This is a genomic window from Paenibacillus marchantiae, from assembly GCF_028771845.1.
GTDB lineage: Bacteria > Bacillota > Bacilli > Paenibacillales > Paenibacillaceae > Paenibacillus > Paenibacillus marchantiae.
The window spans coordinates 1,209,336-1,229,037 of sequence record NZ_CP118270.1; the positions used below are offsets into that span (position 1 = coordinate 1,209,336).

The window sequence follows — 19,702 nt, forward strand, 5'->3', positions numbered from 1 at the left end:
GACAGAGTCGTGAACGTTGTGTACATTAGGTGTTAAACCGCTTGTGATTCGTTTCTCAAGCGAAAATAACGACTTGGATTTGCCATATGAAACAGCGTATAAGGCTGTCCCGATAAGGAGAGGATCACAGGTGGAAGCTCTGGCTTTAGAGCGCAAGGCTGAGATGAACCGGGAGCTGCGCGAGCGGCTGATGGAGTTGAAGAAGGAACGTAATGCCATTATTCTTGCCCATTATTATCAACGTGACGAGGTACAGGAGGTCGCTGATTTCCGGGGAGATTCGTTTTTGCTGGCCCAGAAGGCGGCACAAACCGATGCGGATGTTATCGTTTTCTGCGGGGTTCATTTTATGGGTGAAAGCGCTAAAATTCTTGCCCCTAACAAAACGGTTATCATCCCCGACGAGCGTGCAGGCTGCCCAATGGCAGACATGGTGAACGTTGAAGGCTTACGTAAATTGAAAGCACAGCACCCGAATGCCAAAGTTGTAACGTACATCAATTCTTCAGCTGAGATCAAGGCAGAGACCGACATCTGTTGTACATCGGCCAATGCTGTCAGAGTCATTCAATCTGTTGATTCCGATGAAATCATCTGGGTACCGGATAAAAATCTGGGACATTATGTGCAACAACATACAGACAAGAAAATGATTATCTGGGAAGGTTACTGCAATACCCATGATATGCTGACGGTCAAAGACGTGGTTGAGATGAGAGCGAAGCATCCAAATGCCGAGTTCGTTGTTCACCCGGAATGTCGTCCTGAGGTTGTAGAGATGGGTGACTTCGTAGGTAGCACAACCGCCATTCTGGAATATTGTAAGAATTCGTCCGCTAAAGAATTTATCGTAGGTACCGAGGATGGTACAGGATACCAACTGCGTCTCGATAGCCCAGATAAACAATTCCACTTTGCTACCAAGTTCCTCGTATGCCCGAACATGAAGGTCAACAACTTGAAAAAGCTGGTTAAATGTCTGGAAACGATGAAGCCGCAAATTTACGTACCGCCAGCGGTTGCCGACAAAGCCAGAGAATCACTAGAGCGCATGTTACTGGTGAAGTAGCATGCGCTACTCTTGCTCCAAGACAGGTGAAATAACATGATACCGCAATATTTAGTGGATTTTGATCTGTCCGCGCTGCCGATGGTGGAGACGGATGTGCTGGTTATTGGTTCGGGCATTGCTGGTTTGTTTACTGCGATCAAGGCGAGTGAACAACGCAGTGTGTTGATGATCACGAAGAAGTCGTTACTGGAAAGTAACACCCGGTATGCGCAGGGAGGAATCGCTGCGGTTATTGCTGAGGATGATTCACCTGCCTACCATTTGCAGGATACACTTGTTGCAGGAGCGGGATTATGCCGCTCCGAAGCAGTCGAAGCATTGGTGAACGAGGGCCCGGACGGAGTGAAAGAACTGATTCGACTGGGTACTTTGTTTGATCTGGAGAACGGCGAGTTGGCGTTGACGCAGGAAGGTGCGCACAGCCACCGCCGTATTTTGCATGCCAATGGGGATGCAACGGGATATGAGATTGTGCGTGCACTGGCTGCACAGGCGAATGAACATCCGGGGATTGAAGTGTGGGATGAGCATTTTGTCATTGACCTGATTACAGAGCAGGGAGAATGTGTAGGTGCGCTGGTTCAGAAGGCTGACGGCTCACAAGTATTTGTGAAGGCAGAGGCAACCGTACTATGCTCTGGCGGAGCTGGACAATTGTATCGATATACGACTAATCCGGAAGTGGCTACAGCAGATGGTGTGGCGATGGCCTATCGTGCCGGGGCAGTTGTCCGGGACATGGAGTTTATCCAATTTCACCCGACCTCCCTTTGTTATCCGGGAGCACCACGTTTCCTGGTGTCCGAGGCGGTACGTGGCGAAGGAGCCTATTTGCGCAATGTGAAAGGCGAGCGCTTCATGGAACGGTATCATGCACAGCTTGAACTGGCACCACGTGATATCGTCGCGCGGGCAATTGTCAGTGAGATGGAATCGACAAACAGCACCTTTGTATATTTGGATATCACTCATGAACCGGCGGAGATGATTAAGCATCGGTTTCCTACTATTTATGAGACCTGTATGCGATACGGACTGGATATGACCACAGACTGGATTCCGGTTGCTCCTGCTGCACATTACATGATGGGCGGAGTGAAGACGGATCTCAGTGGGGAGAGCAGCATTGGCCGGTTATTTGCCTGCGGTGAGGTATCTTCTACTGGAGTACATGGAGCCAATCGCCTGGCGAGCAACTCTCTGTCTGAAGCAATCGTATTTGGCCGGAGAATCGTGGATCGTATTCAATCCCTTCCTCCGCTTGCTTCACTCCAGACAAATATTCCCACATTAACAACTATTCGCAGGATCATAAAGGAAGAGCAGAAGCCGGTGTCCGAAAGACGCTTGCGTCTGCAAAAAATGATGGTGCGTCAAGTGGGGCTGCGCCGGAATGGCGCTAACCTGCAAGCAGCAATAGAGAAACTGCAACAAGAACTGCAATTTTTTGATCAGAAGTTTACTCACAAAGAAGAGATGGAATATGCCAACCTTTTGACCTGTGCCTGGTTGGTTACCACTGGAGCATTACACCGCGAGGAAAGTCGGGGAGCCCACTACCGTGAGGATTTCCCGCAGCGTGACGATGCCGTATGGCAGAAGCATAGTCTGCAGCAGCGAGAACAAGCGATTGTGGAGGAATTGATGTCATGATACTGAACGGATATAATGAAGGACTCATCGAATCAATCAAAAACTGGCTTCGTGAGGATGTTGGTGCAGGGGATGTCACAACAAATGTGACGATTCCCGCTGGCAGTCAGTCCAAGGCCGTTATACATGCCAAAGACAATGGAATCATTGCAGGAATTACGGTAGCAGAACTCGTGTTTCAGGTAGTGGATCCTGGTCTTGCGTTCACACCAATGGTAAAAGACGGTGATGCAGTTACACATGGTACGATTCTGGCTGAGGTAGAAGGAAGCACACATAGCTTGCTGACAGGAGAGCGTCTGGCTCTTAACCTGCTTCAGCGCATGTCTGGTATCGCTACCCGTACACGTACTTATGTTGACGCGCTGGAAGGCCTTTCTACACGATTGGTCGATACTCGTAAAACAACACCGGGACACCGCTTGCTTGAAAAATATGCAGTGCGGGTTGGTGGCGGAGCAAATCATCGGTTCGGTCTCTATGATGCCGTCATGATTAAGGATAACCACATCAAGGGCGCAGGCGGGATCACTGAAGCGGTACAGCGTGCGCGAGCCGTCATTCCGCATACAATGACCATTGAAGTAGAGACCGAAAACATGGAACAGGTCAGAGAAGCCTTGCAGGCTGGGTCAGATATCATTATGCTGGATAACATGCACTCAGATCGGATGCGTGAGGCCGTCGCTCTTATTCGTGAGCAGGCTCCGCATGTGAAAGTTGAGGCATCGGGCAACGTCTCGCTAAATACCATTCGTGGTATTGCAGAGAGCGGAGTGGATGTAATTTCAGTTGGCAGGTTAACCTACTCTTTTGAGAGCCTGGATATCAGCCTGGATTTAAACGAAAAGAAAGAGGGGTGAACCTCTTTGATTCTTGTGGTAGACGTGGGCAACAGCAATATCGTACTCGGCGTGTATCAAGGCCGGGAGTTGCTCCACCATTTTCGCCTGAGTACATCCCGGCAGTCGACAGTGGATGAATACGGCGTATTGATTTATAATTTATTTCATATGTCGGGGATTTCAACACGCGACATTGAAGGTGTGATCATCTCATCCGTGGTTCCACCACTAGTGAATGTGATTGAAGCCATGTGTGAGAAATACGTAGGCAAAAAACCGCTACTCGTTGGGCCTGGTATTCGAACCGGCCTGAACCTGCGGTATGAGAATCCTCGTGAAGTTGGCGCGGATCGCATTGTTAATGCAGTAGCAGCCGTTGAGAAGTATGGCGGCCCTCTCGTTGTGGTCGATTTTGGTACAGCGACTACATTTGACTGTATTGACGAGAAAGGAAATTATCTGGGCGGGGCTATCGTACCCGGCATCCATATTGCAACCGAAGCACTCTATGAACGAGCGTCCAAGCTACCTCGTATTGAATTGGAGAAGCCCAAGAAAGTCATTGGTCGCAACACCATTCATGCGATGCAGGCCGGCATTATATTTGGTTATGCAGGACAGGTGGACGGCATTGTGGAGCGTATTCGCGAGGAAATGGGAGCCAAGCCTAGAGTCATTGCAACCGGAGGCCTTGCCAAGCTGATTGCAGAAGAAACACGCAGCATCGATGAAGTGGATCCGCTGCTTACGCTTGAAGGGCTGCGTATCGTTTATGAGCGGAACCGGGAAAGGTAAGAACAGAGACGGCAAACAGCGGGCTGAGGTTACAGTCTTATATGTTATGCCGTTTTTTCTATAACTGGCGATTACGCCAAAGGAGGCTGAATGACTTGGAAAACAACAACAAACAAGACCGGTTAATTCGCGGTACAGCAATGAACGGACGGGTTAGGGCCTTTGCTGTTCAAACGACGGAACTGGTTGAGGAATTGCGCAGAAGACATGATACGTTTCCCACGGCTACAGCAGCTATGGGGCGTACGGTTACAGCAGCATCCATTATGGGGGCTATGCTTAAGGGAGAAGAGAAGCTGACAATTCAAGTCAAAGGCGACGGCCCCATTGGACAGATTGTTGCCGATGCTAATGCGAAGGGTGAAGTTCGTGGCTATGTAAGCAATCCGCATGTACATCTGCCGAGCAACAGTATGGGCAAACTGGACGTTGCTGGCGCAGTCGGAACAGAGGGATTCGTGAACGTAACGAAGGATTTGGGGCTGAAAGAGCCTTATCGCGGCAGTGTGCCGATTATTTCAGGGGAACTTGGCGAAGACTTTACGTACTATTTTGCCAAATCGGAGCAGACGCCTTCTGCTGTAGGCGTTGGTGTACTAGTGGATACCGATAATTCGGTTATTGTAGCCGGTGGATTCATTGTACAGTTGCTTCCAGGTTTGATGGATGATGAGATTACGGTGATTGAAAATGCCATTGGTACAATGCCGCCAGTGACGTCTCTGTTGGCTGAGGGGCTTGAACTGGAAGCACTGCTTCGTCGCGTACTGCCTGATGTACAGGTCATGGACGAAATGGATATTCATTTCCACTGTGAGTGTTCACGTGAGCGGGTAGAGAAAACGTTGATCAGTCTGGGTCAATCCGAAATGGAACAATTGATTGAGGAAGAAGGCCAGGCTGAAGTGGTTTGCCAATTCTGCAATGAGGCTTACGATTTCAACAAGGAACAACTTGAAACCATCCTAGAGCAAGCCAAGAACTGATTTTATGCGGGGACGGGACGCGGAATGACAAGACAGGAAAAAGGGTTATGGACGGCTGTAATTGTCTTGACGCTTGGAATGCTGGTGATGGGTTCGGTTATGGTTGTGCAAGGCTTACGAAATGGACGTGAAGGAGCAGATTCGCCTCAGGATACCAATCAAGAAGAGGGAAATGCGGTAGCAACGATCAATGGGGAGGTCATCACCGACAAGGAATGGACCGAGGCATTGAAACGGCGCTATGGCAGTGAATTGCTGCTCCAGATGCTCAATCGTAAAGCTGTATATGCAGAAGCGCTCGATCGTAATCTGACGGTGACTCCCAAAGAAATTGCGAAGGAACTTGCCGCGGCCATGGATGGATATGATTCGGAGAAGGCATATTTTGACGAGATGCAGTCCCAACTGGGTTTATCCAGGCAAGATCTTGAGTTGGAGGCAGGATACCGACTTCTGCTTGAGAAAATCGCGACGAGCGGTATACAGATCAAGGATGCAGATATTGAGCATTATTGGAACGAACACCATGAAGACTATGTTTCCCCAGAAAAATATGATCTGTCTATCATTGTATTGAAGGAAGAGGAACAGGCTGAATCAGTCCTGGATGCGCTCGACAAGGGAGCAGACTTTGAAGAAACTGCGCGTAATGAATCGACGGACACTTACTCCCGTGATGCGGGTGGTCGTCTGGGATGGGTTGAGCAGAACGATCCGTTTCAGTCCGAAGCGATCCTCAAACTTGCAGCTCAACTGGACGTTGGCGATATTGCAGGGCCGGTGAAGGTGGAAGAAGGATACGCCATCATTAAAATGAATGACAAACAAGAGCGTCAGGTGCAACCTGCAGAAGAGGTTCGCGAAGAAATTCGGATGCAGCTTGCTCTCAGCCAGGCTGATCCCCTGCCCCAGGTGGAGGAAAGGCTGCGGAGCAAGTATGAAGCTGTCATCATCGCTGAAATTCCGGCATCCTGATTATCCTGCAAACGAATGTCCTACTGCATCTTGATAAAAATACTCTGTCTACGGCCTTAGGGCCCAGGGCGGAGTATTTTTTTGAGTACTCATATTGACAATAGGGTGTAACGTTGATAAGATAAAAATAATCAAAAACCTACTCATTTACTCGGAATAAAACCATTTATATGAACAAAGAAATCTTCGAAAACCCAGGTTCTGTCCGATTTATTGCAGACGGAATGAACTCAGGCAGATTTCCGAAGTTCTTCTATAACATCTAGAGGCTGCTCGGCCACACATGTATATGGCAACAGGACTTAAGTAGTATTCATCCCACTAAGGAGGGCATTCATATGGCTAAAGTAGTTAATAACGTAACAGAACTTATCGGAGGTACTCCGCTTGTTCGTCTGAACCGTATCGTACCTGAAGGCAGTGCTGAAGTATTCGTGAAACTGGAATACCAGAATCCAGGTTCAAGCGTCAAAGACCGTATCGCGATTAGCATCGTGGAAGAAGCGGAAAAAGAAGGCAAGCTGAAACCGGGTGATACCATTATCGAAGCAACAAGTGGTAACACAGGAATTGGACTGGCTATGGTGGCTGCAGCCAAAGGCTATAAGTCTGTTATTGTTATGCCGGAAACGATGAGCATGGAGCGTCGTAACCTGCTTCGCGCCTATGGAGCTGAGCTTGTGCTCACACCGGGAGCCGAAGGTATGAATGGTGCAGTTAAAAAAGCTGAGGAATTGCTTAAGGAAAATCCATCTTATTTCATGGCTGAGCAATTTAAAAATAAAGCTAACGTGAAGATCCACCGTGAAACGACTGGCCCTGAGATTGTTGAAGCCATTCAATCTGTAGGCGGTACGTTGGATGCTTTCGTTGCAGGAATCGGTACAGGCGGAACGATTACAGGTACAGGTGAAGTATTGAAGGAATCATACCCTGGGATTAAAATCGTTGCCGTTGAACCGGCAGCTTCGCCAATCTTGGCAGGTGGCAAACCGGGTCCTCACAAAATTCAAGGGATCGGTGCTAACTTTATTCCTGAGATTCTTGATCAGGAAATCTATGATGAGATCATTCACATCGAGAATGATGATGCGTTCGAGACGGCTCGTCAGGTAGCGAAGGAAGAAGGTATTCTATCCGGTATTTCTTCCGGTGCAGCCATCCGCGCAGGTCTGCAAGTGGCTAAACAGTTGGGTGCAGGCAAACGCGTTGTCGTGATCGTGCCAAGTAACGGCGAACGTTACCTCAGTACGCCACTTTACAACTTCGAAGCTTAAGCTTAACTAGTGATGAAACAAATCCTCCTTGCCCGCATGCCGGGTGTGGAGGATTTTTTGCTGAATGCTTTTAAAAGCAGCGGCGCTTTAGTATACTATCAGACAATAGAACTAGTGACAGATGGAGGGCGGCAAACCGCAATGACACACCTGATGACAACATACGCCGACTGGACAGAGTGGGCCGGAAAAGGTTGGACCATGATGCCGTATATGATTAAGTCGGATAAGGGACCGTATCATGGCGGTTTACCGTTAACGTGGGAAGCAGCCTGGCAGCAGGCGTCACCCTATGCAATGGTGTTGGAGAATGGTAAAGGCGGAAGGTATACCTTTCTGGGATTAAACCCGGTATCCGTTATCTCCGGCAAGGGCAACGAAGCTGTTATTCATGATCTTATTCAAGGCGGTACCCAAACGGACGGTGGTAAACCACTTGAAGTATTAAAAAGGTGGGCTGCGCCATACAGGGCACCAAAGGTGAGCGGGGCTCCAGACTTTGGTGGTGGATGTGCAGGCTATCTAAGCTATGACGTAGCCAGATCCCTGGAAAAGCTGCCAACCTTGGCAGAAGACAACCCGGCACTTCCTGATTATTGGTGGATGCGTTTTGAAGAAATATGGGCGTATGATCATGAACAGCAGGCGCTGTTCTGCATGGTTCATCTGACTGTACAGCCGGATCAGGATGAAGCTCAGCTTCGCAAGCTGTACGCAGAAGCAGAAGAGCGAGCAGCAGCCATGCAGCAGCGATGGCTGCATATTCTGGGCTTTGCCCAGGCGGAAGAGCAGCAGCAGGCATTGGAGCATCGCCATAGCCACATTCATCTCACTGCGCAATCAGCGGATTCGGAGCGGGAAACGGAAGGATGGCACACCTCCTTTCCTCAAGAGGACTTTGAGCAGGCGGTACGTACAGTGCAGGAATATATCCGGCAGGGGGATGTGTTTCAAGTGAATCTGTCCTTGCGGCAGGAAAAACGTCTCAAGTCCAGTGCAGAGCACATCTATGAATGGCTTCGTCTAGTAAATCCCTCTCCCTACATGGGATTGCTGCGTAGTCCGGATTTCCAACTGGTGAGCGGTTCGCCTGAATTGCTAGTCAAAGTGGATCATGGCAAGGTGAGTGCTCGTCCGATCGCAGGAACAAGGAGAAGAGGCCGGGATGAAGCTGAGGATGAGTTGATGGCCGCTGAGCTGCTGAACAGTGAGAAGGAGCGGGCAGAGCATATTATGCTGGTCGATCTGGAGCGGAATGATATCGGACGAATTGCAGCTTATGGATCAGTGCATGTGCCTGAACTGATGACGATCGAGAAGTATTCGCATGTTATGCATCTGGTGTCTCAAGTTGAGGGAACGCTGGCCGAGGGACTATCCGTATTTGATGTAATCGCAGCGACGTTCCCAGGTGGAACGATTACGGGTGCACCCAAAGTTCGCACCATGGAAATCATCGAAGAACTGGAGCCTGTGCGTCGTGGACCGTATACAGGTTCGATTGGGTGGCTGGACTACAGTGGCAATATGGAATTGAACATCATCATTCGTACACTTTCCATTAAAGATGGAGTGGGATATGTACAGGCAGGAGCAGGTATCGTTATTGACTCCGATCCATATCGGGAATATAAGGAGTGCCGGAACAAAGCAAGAGCCATGATGAGGGCTGTGAATTACAGCGAGGAAGCTGAAGCCGTTAAATTAAAATAATCAAGCAGCCGTCCCCTGTGTGGACGGAAGAACAGGAGGAACAACGATATGATACTGGTTATCGACAATTATGATTCCTTCACGTACAACCTGGTTCAATATCTGGGTGAACTGGGGGAGACGGTGGAAGTTCGCCGTAACGATGAAATTGATCTGGCAGGCATCGAGGCATTGGCACCTGATCATATTTTGATCTCACCCGGTCCTTGTACTCCGAATGAGGCCGGCATTAGTCTGGCGGTCATTGATCAATTCAAGGGTAGTATTCCGATCTTTGGCGTATGTCTGGGACATCAGGCGATTGGACAGGCTTTCGGAGGCAATGTTATTCGTGCGGACCGCATGATGCATGGCAAAACATCGGAGATGCACCATAACGGAACATCCGTATTTACCGGATTACCATCTCCCTTTACGGCAACGCGGTATCACTCTCTGATCGTGGAGCGCAGCAGTCTGCCAGATTGTCTGGAGATTACGGCCGAGACGGCGGAAGGCGAGATTATGGGCTTGCGTCACAAGGAATATGCGATTGAAGGTGTTCAGTTCCATCCCGAATCCATCATTACGGATCACGGTCATCAAATGCTGCGTAACTTCCTGTCTCAGCAGGTAAAGGTATAGAGATGAAATATGCCGCGATAAACGGAGAATTGGTCAATATGGCGGCAGCCGTGGTTCCGGTGACGGATCACGGCTTTTTGTACGGACTCGGATTGTTCGAGACGTTTCGAACGTATCAGGGAGTTCCTTTTCTGCTGGAACGTCATTTGCAGCGGATGGCTGCAGGGTGTCGTGAACTGGGCATTCCTTTCACAGCAACAGCAGCGGAGGTAACGGAATGGATCAAAAGTGTGCTGCTTGCTAACGAACTCCAGGATGCCTATGTGCGATATACGGTATCTGCGGGCGAAGCCCCGCTGGGGCTACCTTCGGGGGATTATGTGAAACCCAATCATATCGTATTGGCAAAAGCACTACCTGGACCCTCTCCATCTCTATATGAAAATGGTAAAATGCTTCAACGTCTGTCGACGCCCCGTAACACGCCTGAAGGAGAAGTGCGGTTCAAATCGCTGCATTACATGAACAGCATTTTGGCGAAACGGGAACTGAACGGATACGGGCAGCATGTACAAAGTGTGGAAGGTCTGCAATTAACTCGAGATGGCTACATAGCTGAGGGGATTGTCAGCAATCTGTTCTGGGTGAGACAGGGCGTACTCTACACGCCAGCACTTGCGACTGGCATTTTGCCGGGAATCACCAGAGCCGTTGTACTGGAGCTTGCAGTTCACCAAGGAATACCTTGCCAGGAAGGAATGTTCCCTTGGGAGGAGCTGTTACAGGCAGATGAGATCTTTTTGACAGGCTCTGTTGCTGAAATCGTTCCAGTTACTACATTGCGGGATGAGGATGGAACGGAAACGGTAATCAGCAGCGGACATATAGGCCCGGTTACAGAAGTACTTCTGGGTATGTACCGGCAGAAAGCGGGGTATACTTCATGACACTTACACCAGTCATCTATGAACGGAATTATGCGTGGGGTCCAGCAGAGCTAAAACTTGGCACACGTACACTTATTATGGGCATTCTGAATGTCACACCGGATTCCTTCTCGGATGGGGGACGTTATACCAATGTGGAGCGTGCGGTGGCTCACGCCATTCAGATGATGGAAGATGGCGCGGATCTCATTGATATTGGCGGGGAATCTACACGTCCAGGTTCAGATATCGTTGGCGCTGATGAAGAGCTCAGCCGGATCATTCCGGTCATTGAAGCACTGCGGCAGCAGGCTCCACATATTCCGATATCGGTAGACACCTATAAAGCGGATGTCGCTCGCCAGGCTATTCAGGCTGGAGCGCACATCATCAATGATGTATGGGGTGCCAAGGCTGACCCGGAGATGGCACGCACTGCGGCAGAACTGGGATGTCCTCTGATCCTAATGCACAACCGGCAAGAACGAGACTATACCAACTATTTGGTTGATGTAGTCCGTAATCTTGAGGAGAGTATACAGATTGCGCTAGAGGCCGGAGTACATCCCGATCAGATTATTCTGGACCCGGGCATTGGCTTCGTGAAAGATCTGAACGAAAACCTAGTGCTCATGTCATCGCTCCGGTTGCTCAATGAGATGGGCTATCCCGTTTTGCTTGCCACCTCGCGTAAAAGGTTTATTCAGAACACCTTACAGGTACAGGCGAATGATGCGCTGGAGGGTACAGCCGCTACGGTTGCTTTTGGCATAGCCCAAGGATGCCAGATGGTCCGGGTTCATGATGTGAAGCCGATTCGGCGCACAGTGGATATGTGTGATGCTATGTTGTATGTATCTCCAGGCTTGCGGAGGAAATGATACTAGCGGGTCCAGTGACCCGTGCAGTGGAAGCGTAGCGTTTTGCAATAGGAACAAACATCGAACCATGAATTCATTATATATAGAGGGCAGGCGGAACTTATGGATAGAATGGTAATGCATCGAATGGAGTATTACGGATATCACGGCGTATTTGCCGAGGAGCGGAAGCTGGGGGCGCGTTATTATATTGATTTGGAGATCGATATGGATCTGGGTGAGGCTGGGCGTAACGATGATTTAACCAAAACCATCAATTATGCGGAGATCCATGAGCTGGTCAAACAGATCGTTGAAAATAAATCATTCCAGTTAATTGAAGCTTTGGGCGAACATATTGCATCTTCTTTACTAGACACTTATACTATTATCAATGCATTGACAGTCAAGGTGACGAAGCCGCATCCGCCTTTCGATATTCATTTTGGGGGCGTAACTGTAGAGCTTCGCCGCACAAGAAAGTGAGAACCGATCATGATTGCACATTCGACCTCTGAATCTTCAGAGGCTTATATTGCTTTAGGGGCTAATTTGGGTGACCGGGAACAGACGCTGCTTGAGGCGTTAACGTTGCTGGATGCACATCCTCATATATCTGTCTTGCGCTGTTCTGCGCTATATGAAACGGAGCCGGTAGGTTATGTGGACCAGCCAGCGTTTCTGAATATGGCAACTGCGGTACAGACTACACTTTTGCCAGAGCAGCTGCTCACGGAACTGCTGGATATTGAAACACGGCTTGGGCGGGTTCGTGATATCCGTTGGGGCCCTCGTACAGTCGATTTGGATCTGCTTTGGATGGATGGAGAGACGAGTGATACCGAACGGCTGCAATTGCCGCATCCACGGATGGGTGAACGGGCGTTTGTATTGGTGCCACTGGCTGATATCGTAACCGAAGATGAGCATTCAGGTTTGTATACCTTTGTACAATCATCGTTGTCTGTACTGGATGGAAAGGATGGAATACAGCTTTGGAAAACGTGCAATTGGCCAATCGAATCCGGGCTTTCCGGAAGCTGAAAGGTTTAACACAACAGGAACTCGCTGCTGAGACGGGCATATCGCTGGCCATTCTGGGTATGATTGAACGAGGCAACCGCAAAGTAGTTGAACGGGAGCTGAATCTAATTGCCGGGGTGCTGTCGATCAGCATTGAGGAGTTACAGGGGAACTAAGGTCGCTTTTTACTAACAAGAAAATATCGTCATTATTCGTTTATTTTATACAAACTAAAACACAACCAGGATTCATGCAAGAGTCGGATTTAAAAAGGAGTGGAACGACTACCATGCTTAGAATTGGTGACATTGAAATGAAAAACCAGGTTGTACTTGCGCCGATGGCTGGCGTGTGTAATCCGGCTTTTCGTCTGATCGCAAAAGAATTCGGAACAGGCCTCGTATGTGCGGAGATGGTTAGTGGCAAAGCCATCGTGCATGGTAACAAGCGTACACGTGAGATGTTATTTGTAGATGAGCGTGAGAAGCCGTTGAGCCTGCAAATTTGGGGGGGGGATCGTCAAGCCCTCGTAGAAGCAGCCAAAATTGTGGACAAAGAAACCAATGCTGACATCATCGACATCAACATGGGATGCCCTGTGCCAAAAGTGACGAGCTGTGATGCAGGTGCACGCTGGTTGCTTGATCCGAACAAAATTTATGAAATGGTATCCGCTGTTGTGGACGCGGTAGATAAGCCCGTAACAGTCAAGATGCGGATCGGCTGGGATAACGAGCATATCTACGTAGTTGAGAATGCACTTGCGGTTGAACGTGCTGGCGGACAAGCGGTAAGTGTTCACGGCCGTACACGTGAGCAGCTCTACACAGGCACAGCGGACTGGTCACACATCAAAAATGTCAAAGAGGCTGTCTCCATCCCGGTTATCGGGAACGGAGATGTATCTTCACCGGAAGATGCCCGTCGTATGTTGGATGAAACGGGTTGTGACGGAGTTATGATCGGTCGTGCCGCCCTGGGTAACCCATGGATGTTGTATCGGACCATTCAATACTTGAGTTCCGGCGAACTGCTTCCTGACCCGAATGGGGAAGAGAAGATTCGGGTTGCCATTTTGCATATGGACCGTCTGATAGCACTGAAGGGTGAGGCTGTTGCTGTTCGCGAGATGCGTAAACACCTGGCTTGGTATCTGAAAGGTCTGAAAGGATCTGCCCGTATCAAAGACGTTATTATGGAAGAAACCAAACGTGATGAGATGGTGCACATACTGGAGAACTTTGTAGGCCAGCTGCATATGGAAGGCAATCTGGAGTCAGAACCAGCAGTAGCCGAAAATGCTTCCTGATCTGCTGCTGTAAAACGTTTACAGCTATAGGGGGCGTAACATTGACTTTTCGAGACCGTTACCCTATAATTTCACAGTATAAATTCGCCATGTGCGTCATAAGGCTAGTGCATCAGGAGGAACGTTCTGTTTCTCCGGAGAACTTCATATAGTTTTGAAGATGTATGCGGGCGGAGCTCTGTAAACAGCACTGGTTCCGTTGCCGTGCAATCAAATTATTCCCATGACAGGAGAATCGGTTGAGATGAGCGATAAGGAAGTTATCCTTACACCAGAGGGTCTTAAGAAGCTTGAAGAAGAACTGGAAATGCTGAAATCAGTGAAGCGCCGCGAAGTGGCTGAACGGATTAAGGTAGCCATCGGGTATGGAGATATTAGTGAAAACTCCGAATACGAAGACGCGAAGAACGAACAGGCTTTCATTGAAGGCCGCGTTATTACGTTGGAGAAATTGCTTCGGAACGCACGGATTATCAACAGCGACGAGATCGATACCGAAGCTGTAAGCGTGGGTGCAACAGTCACTGTAGAAGATCTGGAATTCGGTGATATCACGGAATATACGATTGTAGGTTCTGCGGAGTCCAATCCGCTGCAAAACAAAATATCGAACGAAAGCCCTGTTGGCAAAGCCATTCTGGGCAAGAAAAAAGGTACGGTTGTTGATGTAAGTGTGCCTGCTGGCGTAATTCAATATAAAATTGTAGACATCAAAAAGTAATATAAGCAATGAAGCAGTCGGGTACGGAGACAAAAGCTTCCTTAGGGAAGCTTTTTTCAACATTTGAGGCAGAATACCTCTGAAGATGCCTGCAATGTAAATAAGGAGATGAATATAGATCATGACGGATGAAGTCTTGAATCAGGAAACCGAAACCGAACTAAGTGAGCTTTTACAAATTCGCCGCGACAAATTGGACGAGCTCCGCAAATTGGGGATCGACCCTTTTGGCCAAAAATACGTACGTACGGAAGAAGCCGGCTCCATTCTGAAGAAGTATGAAGAACTGACCAAGGAAGAGCTGGAAGAGAAGCACATCGAAGTCAGTATTGCCGGACGGATTATGGCGAAGCGGGGAATGGGTAAAGCGAGCTTTGCACATATTCAGGACCTGAGCGGCAGAATCCAGATCTATGTTCGTCAGGATACTGTACCGGAAGACAAATACGCCGCGTTCAGCCTGCTCGATTTAGGGGATATTGTAGGTGTCTCTGGGGTAATCTTCAAAACCAAGACAGGTGAAACTTCGGTTAAAGTTCAAAATCTCGAAGTATTGTCCAAGTCACTTTACCCACTTCCGGATAAATATCATGGACTCGCGGATGTAGAGCTGCGTTACCGCCAGCGCTATGTTGACCTGATTATGAATCGTGAAGTGCAGCAGACCTTCATTACTCGTTCCAAAATCATTCAGTCGATGCGCCGTTACCTAGATTCTCTGGGCTATCTGGAAGTCGAAACTCCGACGCTGCACACCATCGCTGGTGGTGCCGCTGCGCGTCCATTCATCACGCATCATAATGCGCTTGATATGGAATTGTACATGCGGATTGCGATTGAGCTTCACCTGAAACGTCTGATTGTAGGCGGTCTGGAGAAAGTATATGAGATCGGCCGTGTATACCGTAATGAAGGGATGTCGACACGTCATAACCCTGAGTTCACAATGATTGAACTTTATGAGGCATATGCCGATTATCAGGATATTATGCGTTTGACTGAGAATCTTGTTGCTCACATCGCACAGGAAGTGCTTGGTACGCAAGTTATCCAATATGCAGACTATCAAGTGGATCTTACACCACAATGGCGCCGTGTAACGATGGTAGACGCGGTTAAGGAAGTTGTAGGCGTGGACTTCTCCGTGCACATGACGAACGAGGAAGCTCATCGTTTGGCGAAAGAACATAAAGTTCCGGTTGAAAAGCATATGACATTTGGTCATATTCTGAATGCATTCTTCGAACATTTTGTAGAAGAGACATTGATTCAACCAACCTTTATTATGGGGCACCCGGTTGAGATTTCTCCGCTGGCGAAGAAGAGCGATTCAGATCCACGTTTCACGGACCGCTTCGAGCTGTTTATCGTTGGACGTGAGCATGCAAATGCATTTACGGAGCTGAATGATCCAATCGATCAACGTCAGCGCTTTGAGGCACAATTGCTGGAGAAAGAACACGGGAACGACGAAGCACACGAAATGGATGATGATTTCATCCGTGCGCTCGAATATGGTATGCCACCAACAGGTGGACTGGGGATCGGTATTGACCGTCTGATCATGTTGTTGACCAACTCGCCGTCTATTCGTGACGTACTGCTCTTCCCGCATATGCGTCCTCGTACACAGGATTAAATAAGGAACGTTTAACTCGTTCATAATAGAAGAGGAACCTGCCGTTCAGTATGATGCTGGTGGCAAGTTCCTCTTTAGGTTTACATAGGCATCGAAGTGACAGATTCGTCGAAACAACATGTCTTACCAAAGTGTGGTGACAGAATTTGTTCGCCTACCTGCTTGTATTATGTTAAAAGAGGTGCCCTCCATGAAGTTTAGGCTTCACATTGCTAAATTCCTATCACCCCCATTGATTCTGGTTGGTGGTTTTATGCTTATTATCATGATTGGTACGATTCTGCTCATGTTACCTATCTCCAATCAAAGCGGCGAGCATTTGGCGTTTATTGATGCGCTTTTTACTTCTACCTCTGCTGCATGTGTAACCGGGCTGGTCGTTGTGGATGTAGGGACGACTTTCAACCTGTTTGGTCAAACCGTGATTATGGTGCTTATGCAGCTAGGTGGACTTGGCTTCATGACCATCGCAACGTTGTTTGCATTAGTATTGGGTAAGCGTATCTCGCTAAAGGACAGGCTTCTGCTGAAAGAGGCTATCAACGCTGACAGTATGGAAGGCATTGTACGTATTATCCGCAAAGTGCTCATTTTTTCGTTTACCATTGAAGGGGTGGCTGCTGTTATATTGGCACTACGCTGGGCAACGGAGATGCCCTTTTGGCAGGCGGTATACTATGGTGCGTTTCACTCGGTTTCATTATTTAATAATGGTGGTTTCGATCTGTTTGGCAACAGTTTTCAGTATTATACAGGGGACTGGTTGTTTAACCTGACAGCTTCCGTGCTGGTTGTATCGGGTGGACTCGGCTTTGTGGTGCTGAATGATTTGTTTGAGTTCCGCAAGCGCCGTCGCTTATCGTTGCAGTCCAAACTGGTATTGTCCGTATCAGGTGCACTGATTGGTATTGGAGCAATTGTACTGTTTGTATTTGAGTTCACCAATGGACACACACTGGCGTCTCTAAGTTGGAGTGAAAAGATATACGCCTCGTTCTTCCAATCGGTCTCTACACGTTCGTCGGGTACGAGCACCATTGATATTACCGAGATGAGGCAGGCCACTCAGTTCTTCTTCATTCTGTTGATGTTCATTGGGGCATCTCCGGGATCAACCGGGGGTGGGATCAAGACGACAACGTTCCTGATCATGATTGGAGCGGTGTATGCCATGATTCGTGGCAATAAAGATATTGTATTTTTCCGTCAGCGTGTTCCGAAAGATTTGCTGATGAGAGCATTGACGATTATTATGGTTTCCTTGATCATATTCATGGTTGTAGTAATGCTACTACTTACCACAGAGGATGCACCGTTCCTTTCACTTATGTTTGAAGCGGCCTCGGCGATTGGGACAGTAGGTCTGTCGGTGGGAGTAACACATGAATTAACGGTATGGGGAAAAGTGATTATCGCCTTCACGATGTTTATCGGACGTATTGGACCACTAACCATTGCATACGCGCTTCGTCCGCGCAAAGAGAAAAAGCTGTATCGCCATCCGGAGGGCCGGATTATTATTGGATAAAAAGAAAAACCGTCACGCATCTAGGACTAACCCTATCATGGAATAGGTTAGTTACAACTAATGCCTGACGGTTTTTTTGTTTCATAGAAGCAATTACTTGTTTCTTGCTGGTACGAAGGATTGAGCTGTATTTAATTATGTGATCGAATGTTATTCTGCATCCCGGCATAACGTTGCAAGATGTGTGGTAAGGATGTTCTCCATAATCTTGGTGTTCATCTGGTCAGGACGAAGAATCGCATGAATACCCAAACCGTCGACCAGTGCGTACAGCCTTTCAATTTCCAGTTCCTTGTCGATGTCTGTTCGGCAGAGATTGAGTTCCATGAGGTAGGTGATAACTTTAGCCATCGCGTGTCTGAGTTCATCATATACTTTGTCGGCATGCTCTTTGAGAACAGGGTCAGTCTTGGACTTGGCTGTAAAAGCGTACCACACCTCCATTTCGGCCATTTTTTCATCCGTACTTGGCAAGAGTTCTAACAACAGAAGCTTCATATTCTCCAAAGGAGATGCATCAAAGGAAATCTGTGTGATTCGATTCGATACACGTTCGGATACCAGATTCATTGCGTATAGGAGTAGTTCTGATTGGGTTGAAAAGTAGTGGCGCATAGACCCGGCCGATATTCCAGCTTCTACCGCAATATTTCGAACGGAGGCCTGTTCCATGCCATCTCTTCGGATGACACGCCAAGCCGCTTCGGCTACGAGCAGACGTTGTTTATCGTGATCAACTATTTTAGGCATAAAAAGATTATATCATTGTTGATTATTATAATACAAACGTGTTAAATTATATTTAATACATTCGTATTATAAAAGGATTGCCTATTTTATTATTGGATGTGAGATTGCCTTCTGGGTTTTTGTCGCTTCAGGTCTAAGTGTGCGTTATCTGTTTGGGATGAAACGGACAGGGGTCGCGCTGTTAATGGCAACGCCCATTGTGGATGTTCTTCTTATGGTAGCGACGGTGATGGATCTTCAACGGGGTGCTACGGCAAATATGGTTCACGGCATTGCAGCTATATATATAGGTGTGAGTATTGCTTATGGTCATCAGATGATCGCTTGGGCTGATCGTTATTTCCTTTACTGGTATAAGGGAGGGGATAATCCTCGGAGCAGCAAGGTGTATGGTAGCGAGCATGCTAGTCGTGAAAGAGTGGGATGGCTTAGACATCTATTGGCTTGGGGCATAGGTAGCTTGTTCTTGCTCGCGATGATCTGGTGGATTGGGGATACGGAGCGTACTACGGCATTCTCTAATCTCATAAGAGTATGGGGGATTATATTGGGGATCGATTTTATAATCAGCTTCAGTTATAGCTTATGGCCGCGAAAGATGCCTTTAGAGAAAGTGAAGTAACATCTAATTGGATAGGGCGGAAGGAACATGCGGATTATCCGTGGAGGAAAGGTGATCCGCATGTTCTGGGAAGAGAGTGTTTAATAAGGATTGAAGGGATCTTAAATAACTCCGGCATTAAGTGAATAGCTATACGAGAGACTAAATATAATTTATTGAAAATAAAGCTTGCGTTCCGAATCTCTACATGGTATATTCTAATTCCGGCCAAGAAAACACGAGAAACACGGTGCGGCAAGCAAATGAAATAAGCTTCGAAAGAAACTTAAAAAAAGAGCTTGCAAAGTTGGTTCGGATGTGATAAGATATAAAAGTTGCTGAGGTGAACAACATACGGCAATGAAACAAGTTTGATCTTTGAAAACTGAACAACGAGTGAGTAACGATCTTGCTTGCAAGATCGACGCTGAGAAATCGGTACGAGTCTTCGGACTGTATGATTTC

General features: G+C 48.0%; 20 protein-coding genes. 19 read left to right on the top strand and 1 reads right to left on the bottom strand.

Features of this window, described 5'->3' with window-relative positions; translation table 11 throughout:
- Positions 1-130: 130 nt before the first annotated feature.
- From nadA to PTQ21_RS05565, 18 genes are all read left to right on the top strand, one after another.
- Positions 131-1,069: a quinolinate synthase NadA gene (nadA, locus tag PTQ21_RS05480; RefSeq protein WP_024633731.1), complete on the top strand. Its 939-nt coding sequence runs from the start codon at positions 131-133 to the stop codon at positions 1,067-1,069.
- A 36-nt stretch (positions 1,070-1,105) separates the two neighbouring features.
- Complete coding sequence (nadB, locus tag PTQ21_RS05485) at positions 1,106-2,725, top strand: L-aspartate oxidase (protein ID WP_269055098.1); 1,620 nt, start codon at positions 1,106-1,108, stop codon at positions 2,723-2,725.
- Positions 2,722-3,588, top strand: coding sequence for a carboxylating nicotinate-nucleotide diphosphorylase (nadC, locus tag PTQ21_RS05490; RefSeq protein ID WP_274569078.1), 867 nt, complete (start codon positions 2,722-2,724; stop codon positions 3,586-3,588). Before nadB ends, nadC begins: the two co-directional genes overlap by 4 nt.
- Before the next feature lie 6 nt (positions 3,589-3,594).
- Complete coding sequence (locus tag PTQ21_RS05495; RefSeq protein WP_072735831.1) at positions 3,595-4,365, top strand: type III pantothenate kinase; 771 nt, start codon at positions 3,595-3,597, stop codon at positions 4,363-4,365.
- Between the two features lie 140 nt (positions 4,366-4,505).
- Positions 4,506-5,351 carry an Hsp33 family molecular chaperone HslO gene (gene hslO, locus PTQ21_RS05500; RefSeq protein ID WP_063567571.1) on the top strand — a complete coding sequence of 282 codons (846 nt, stop codon included), beginning with the start codon at positions 4,506-4,508 and terminating at the stop codon, positions 5,349-5,351.
- A 24-nt stretch (positions 5,352-5,375) separates the two neighbouring features.
- Positions 5,376-6,326: a peptidyl-prolyl cis-trans isomerase gene (locus PTQ21_RS05505; protein WP_063567562.1), complete on the top strand. Its 951-nt coding sequence runs from the start codon at positions 5,376-5,378 to the stop codon at positions 6,324-6,326.
- 338 nt (positions 6,327-6,664) lie between these two features.
- A complete protein-coding gene (cysK, locus tag PTQ21_RS05510; protein WP_063567563.1) occupies positions 6,665-7,603 on the top strand; it encodes a cysteine synthase A in 939 nt (312 codons plus the stop codon).
- Positions 7,604-7,744: 141 nt separating this feature from the next.
- Entirely contained in the window at positions 7,745-9,316 is a 1,572-nt protein-coding gene (locus PTQ21_RS05515) for an anthranilate synthase component I family protein (RefSeq protein WP_274570450.1), read from the top strand.
- Positions 9,317-9,364: 48 nt separating this feature from the next.
- Positions 9,365-9,940 carry an aminodeoxychorismate/anthranilate synthase component II gene (pabA, locus tag PTQ21_RS05520; protein WP_063567564.1) on the top strand — a complete coding sequence of 192 codons (576 nt, stop codon included), beginning with the start codon at positions 9,365-9,367 and terminating at the stop codon, positions 9,938-9,940.
- Positions 9,941-9,942: 2 nt separating this feature from the next.
- On the top strand, positions 9,943-10,827 hold the full coding sequence (locus tag PTQ21_RS05525; protein WP_274569079.1) for an aminotransferase class IV: 885 nt from the start codon (positions 9,943-9,945) through the stop codon (positions 10,825-10,827).
- On the top strand, positions 10,824-11,687 hold the full coding sequence (folP, locus tag PTQ21_RS05530) for a dihydropteroate synthase (RefSeq protein WP_274569080.1): 864 nt from the start codon (positions 10,824-10,826) through the stop codon (positions 11,685-11,687). The genes PTQ21_RS05525 and folP overlap by 4 nt, the downstream gene beginning before the upstream one ends.
- Positions 11,688-11,789: 102 nt before the next feature.
- Positions 11,790-12,152, top strand: coding sequence for a dihydroneopterin aldolase (folB, locus tag PTQ21_RS05535; RefSeq protein WP_053778905.1), 363 nt, complete (start codon positions 11,790-11,792; stop codon positions 12,150-12,152).
- A gap of 9 nt (positions 12,153-12,161) precedes the next feature.
- Positions 12,162-12,710 carry a 2-amino-4-hydroxy-6-hydroxymethyldihydropteridine diphosphokinase gene (gene folK, locus PTQ21_RS05540; protein WP_024633743.1) on the top strand — a complete coding sequence of 183 codons (549 nt, stop codon included), beginning with the start codon at positions 12,162-12,164 and terminating at the stop codon, positions 12,708-12,710.
- Entirely contained in the window at positions 12,662-12,865 is a 204-nt protein-coding gene (locus PTQ21_RS05545; protein WP_063568397.1) for a helix-turn-helix domain-containing protein, read from the top strand. Before folK ends, PTQ21_RS05545 begins: the two co-directional genes overlap by 49 nt.
- 113 nt (positions 12,866-12,978) lie before the next feature.
- A complete protein-coding gene (dusB, locus tag PTQ21_RS05550; RefSeq protein WP_274569082.1) occupies positions 12,979-13,998 on the top strand; it encodes a tRNA dihydrouridine synthase DusB in 1,020 nt (339 codons plus the stop codon).
- 244 nt (positions 13,999-14,242) lie between these two features.
- Entirely contained in the window at positions 14,243-14,719 is a 477-nt protein-coding gene (gene greA, locus PTQ21_RS05555) for a transcription elongation factor GreA (RefSeq protein ID WP_053778901.1), read from the top strand.
- A gap of 121 nt (positions 14,720-14,840) precedes the next feature.
- Positions 14,841-16,358 (top strand): lysine--tRNA ligase, encoded by a 1,518-nt coding sequence (lysS, locus tag PTQ21_RS05560; RefSeq protein WP_072735838.1) that lies wholly within the window; start codon positions 14,841-14,843, stop codon positions 16,356-16,358.
- Between the two features lie 190 nt (positions 16,359-16,548).
- Entirely contained in the window at positions 16,549-17,886 is a 1,338-nt protein-coding gene (locus PTQ21_RS05565) for a TrkH family potassium uptake protein (RefSeq protein ID WP_274569083.1), read from the top strand.
- A gap of 150 nt (positions 17,887-18,036) precedes the next feature.
- Here PTQ21_RS05565 and PTQ21_RS05570 read toward each other — a convergent pair whose 3' ends face one another.
- The gene (locus tag PTQ21_RS05570; RefSeq protein ID WP_063568393.1) at positions 18,037-18,636 is read right to left on the bottom strand and encodes a TetR/AcrR family transcriptional regulator; all 600 of its coding nucleotides are present in this window, start codon (positions 18,634-18,636) and stop codon (positions 18,037-18,039) included.
- Between the two features lie 184 nt (positions 18,637-18,820).
- Between PTQ21_RS05570 and PTQ21_RS05575 the strand changes: the two genes are divergently transcribed.
- On the top strand, positions 18,821-19,258 hold the full coding sequence (locus PTQ21_RS05575) for a hypothetical protein (RefSeq protein ID WP_338020308.1): 438 nt from the start codon (positions 18,821-18,823) through the stop codon (positions 19,256-19,258).
- Positions 19,259-19,702 lie beyond the last annotated feature (444 nt).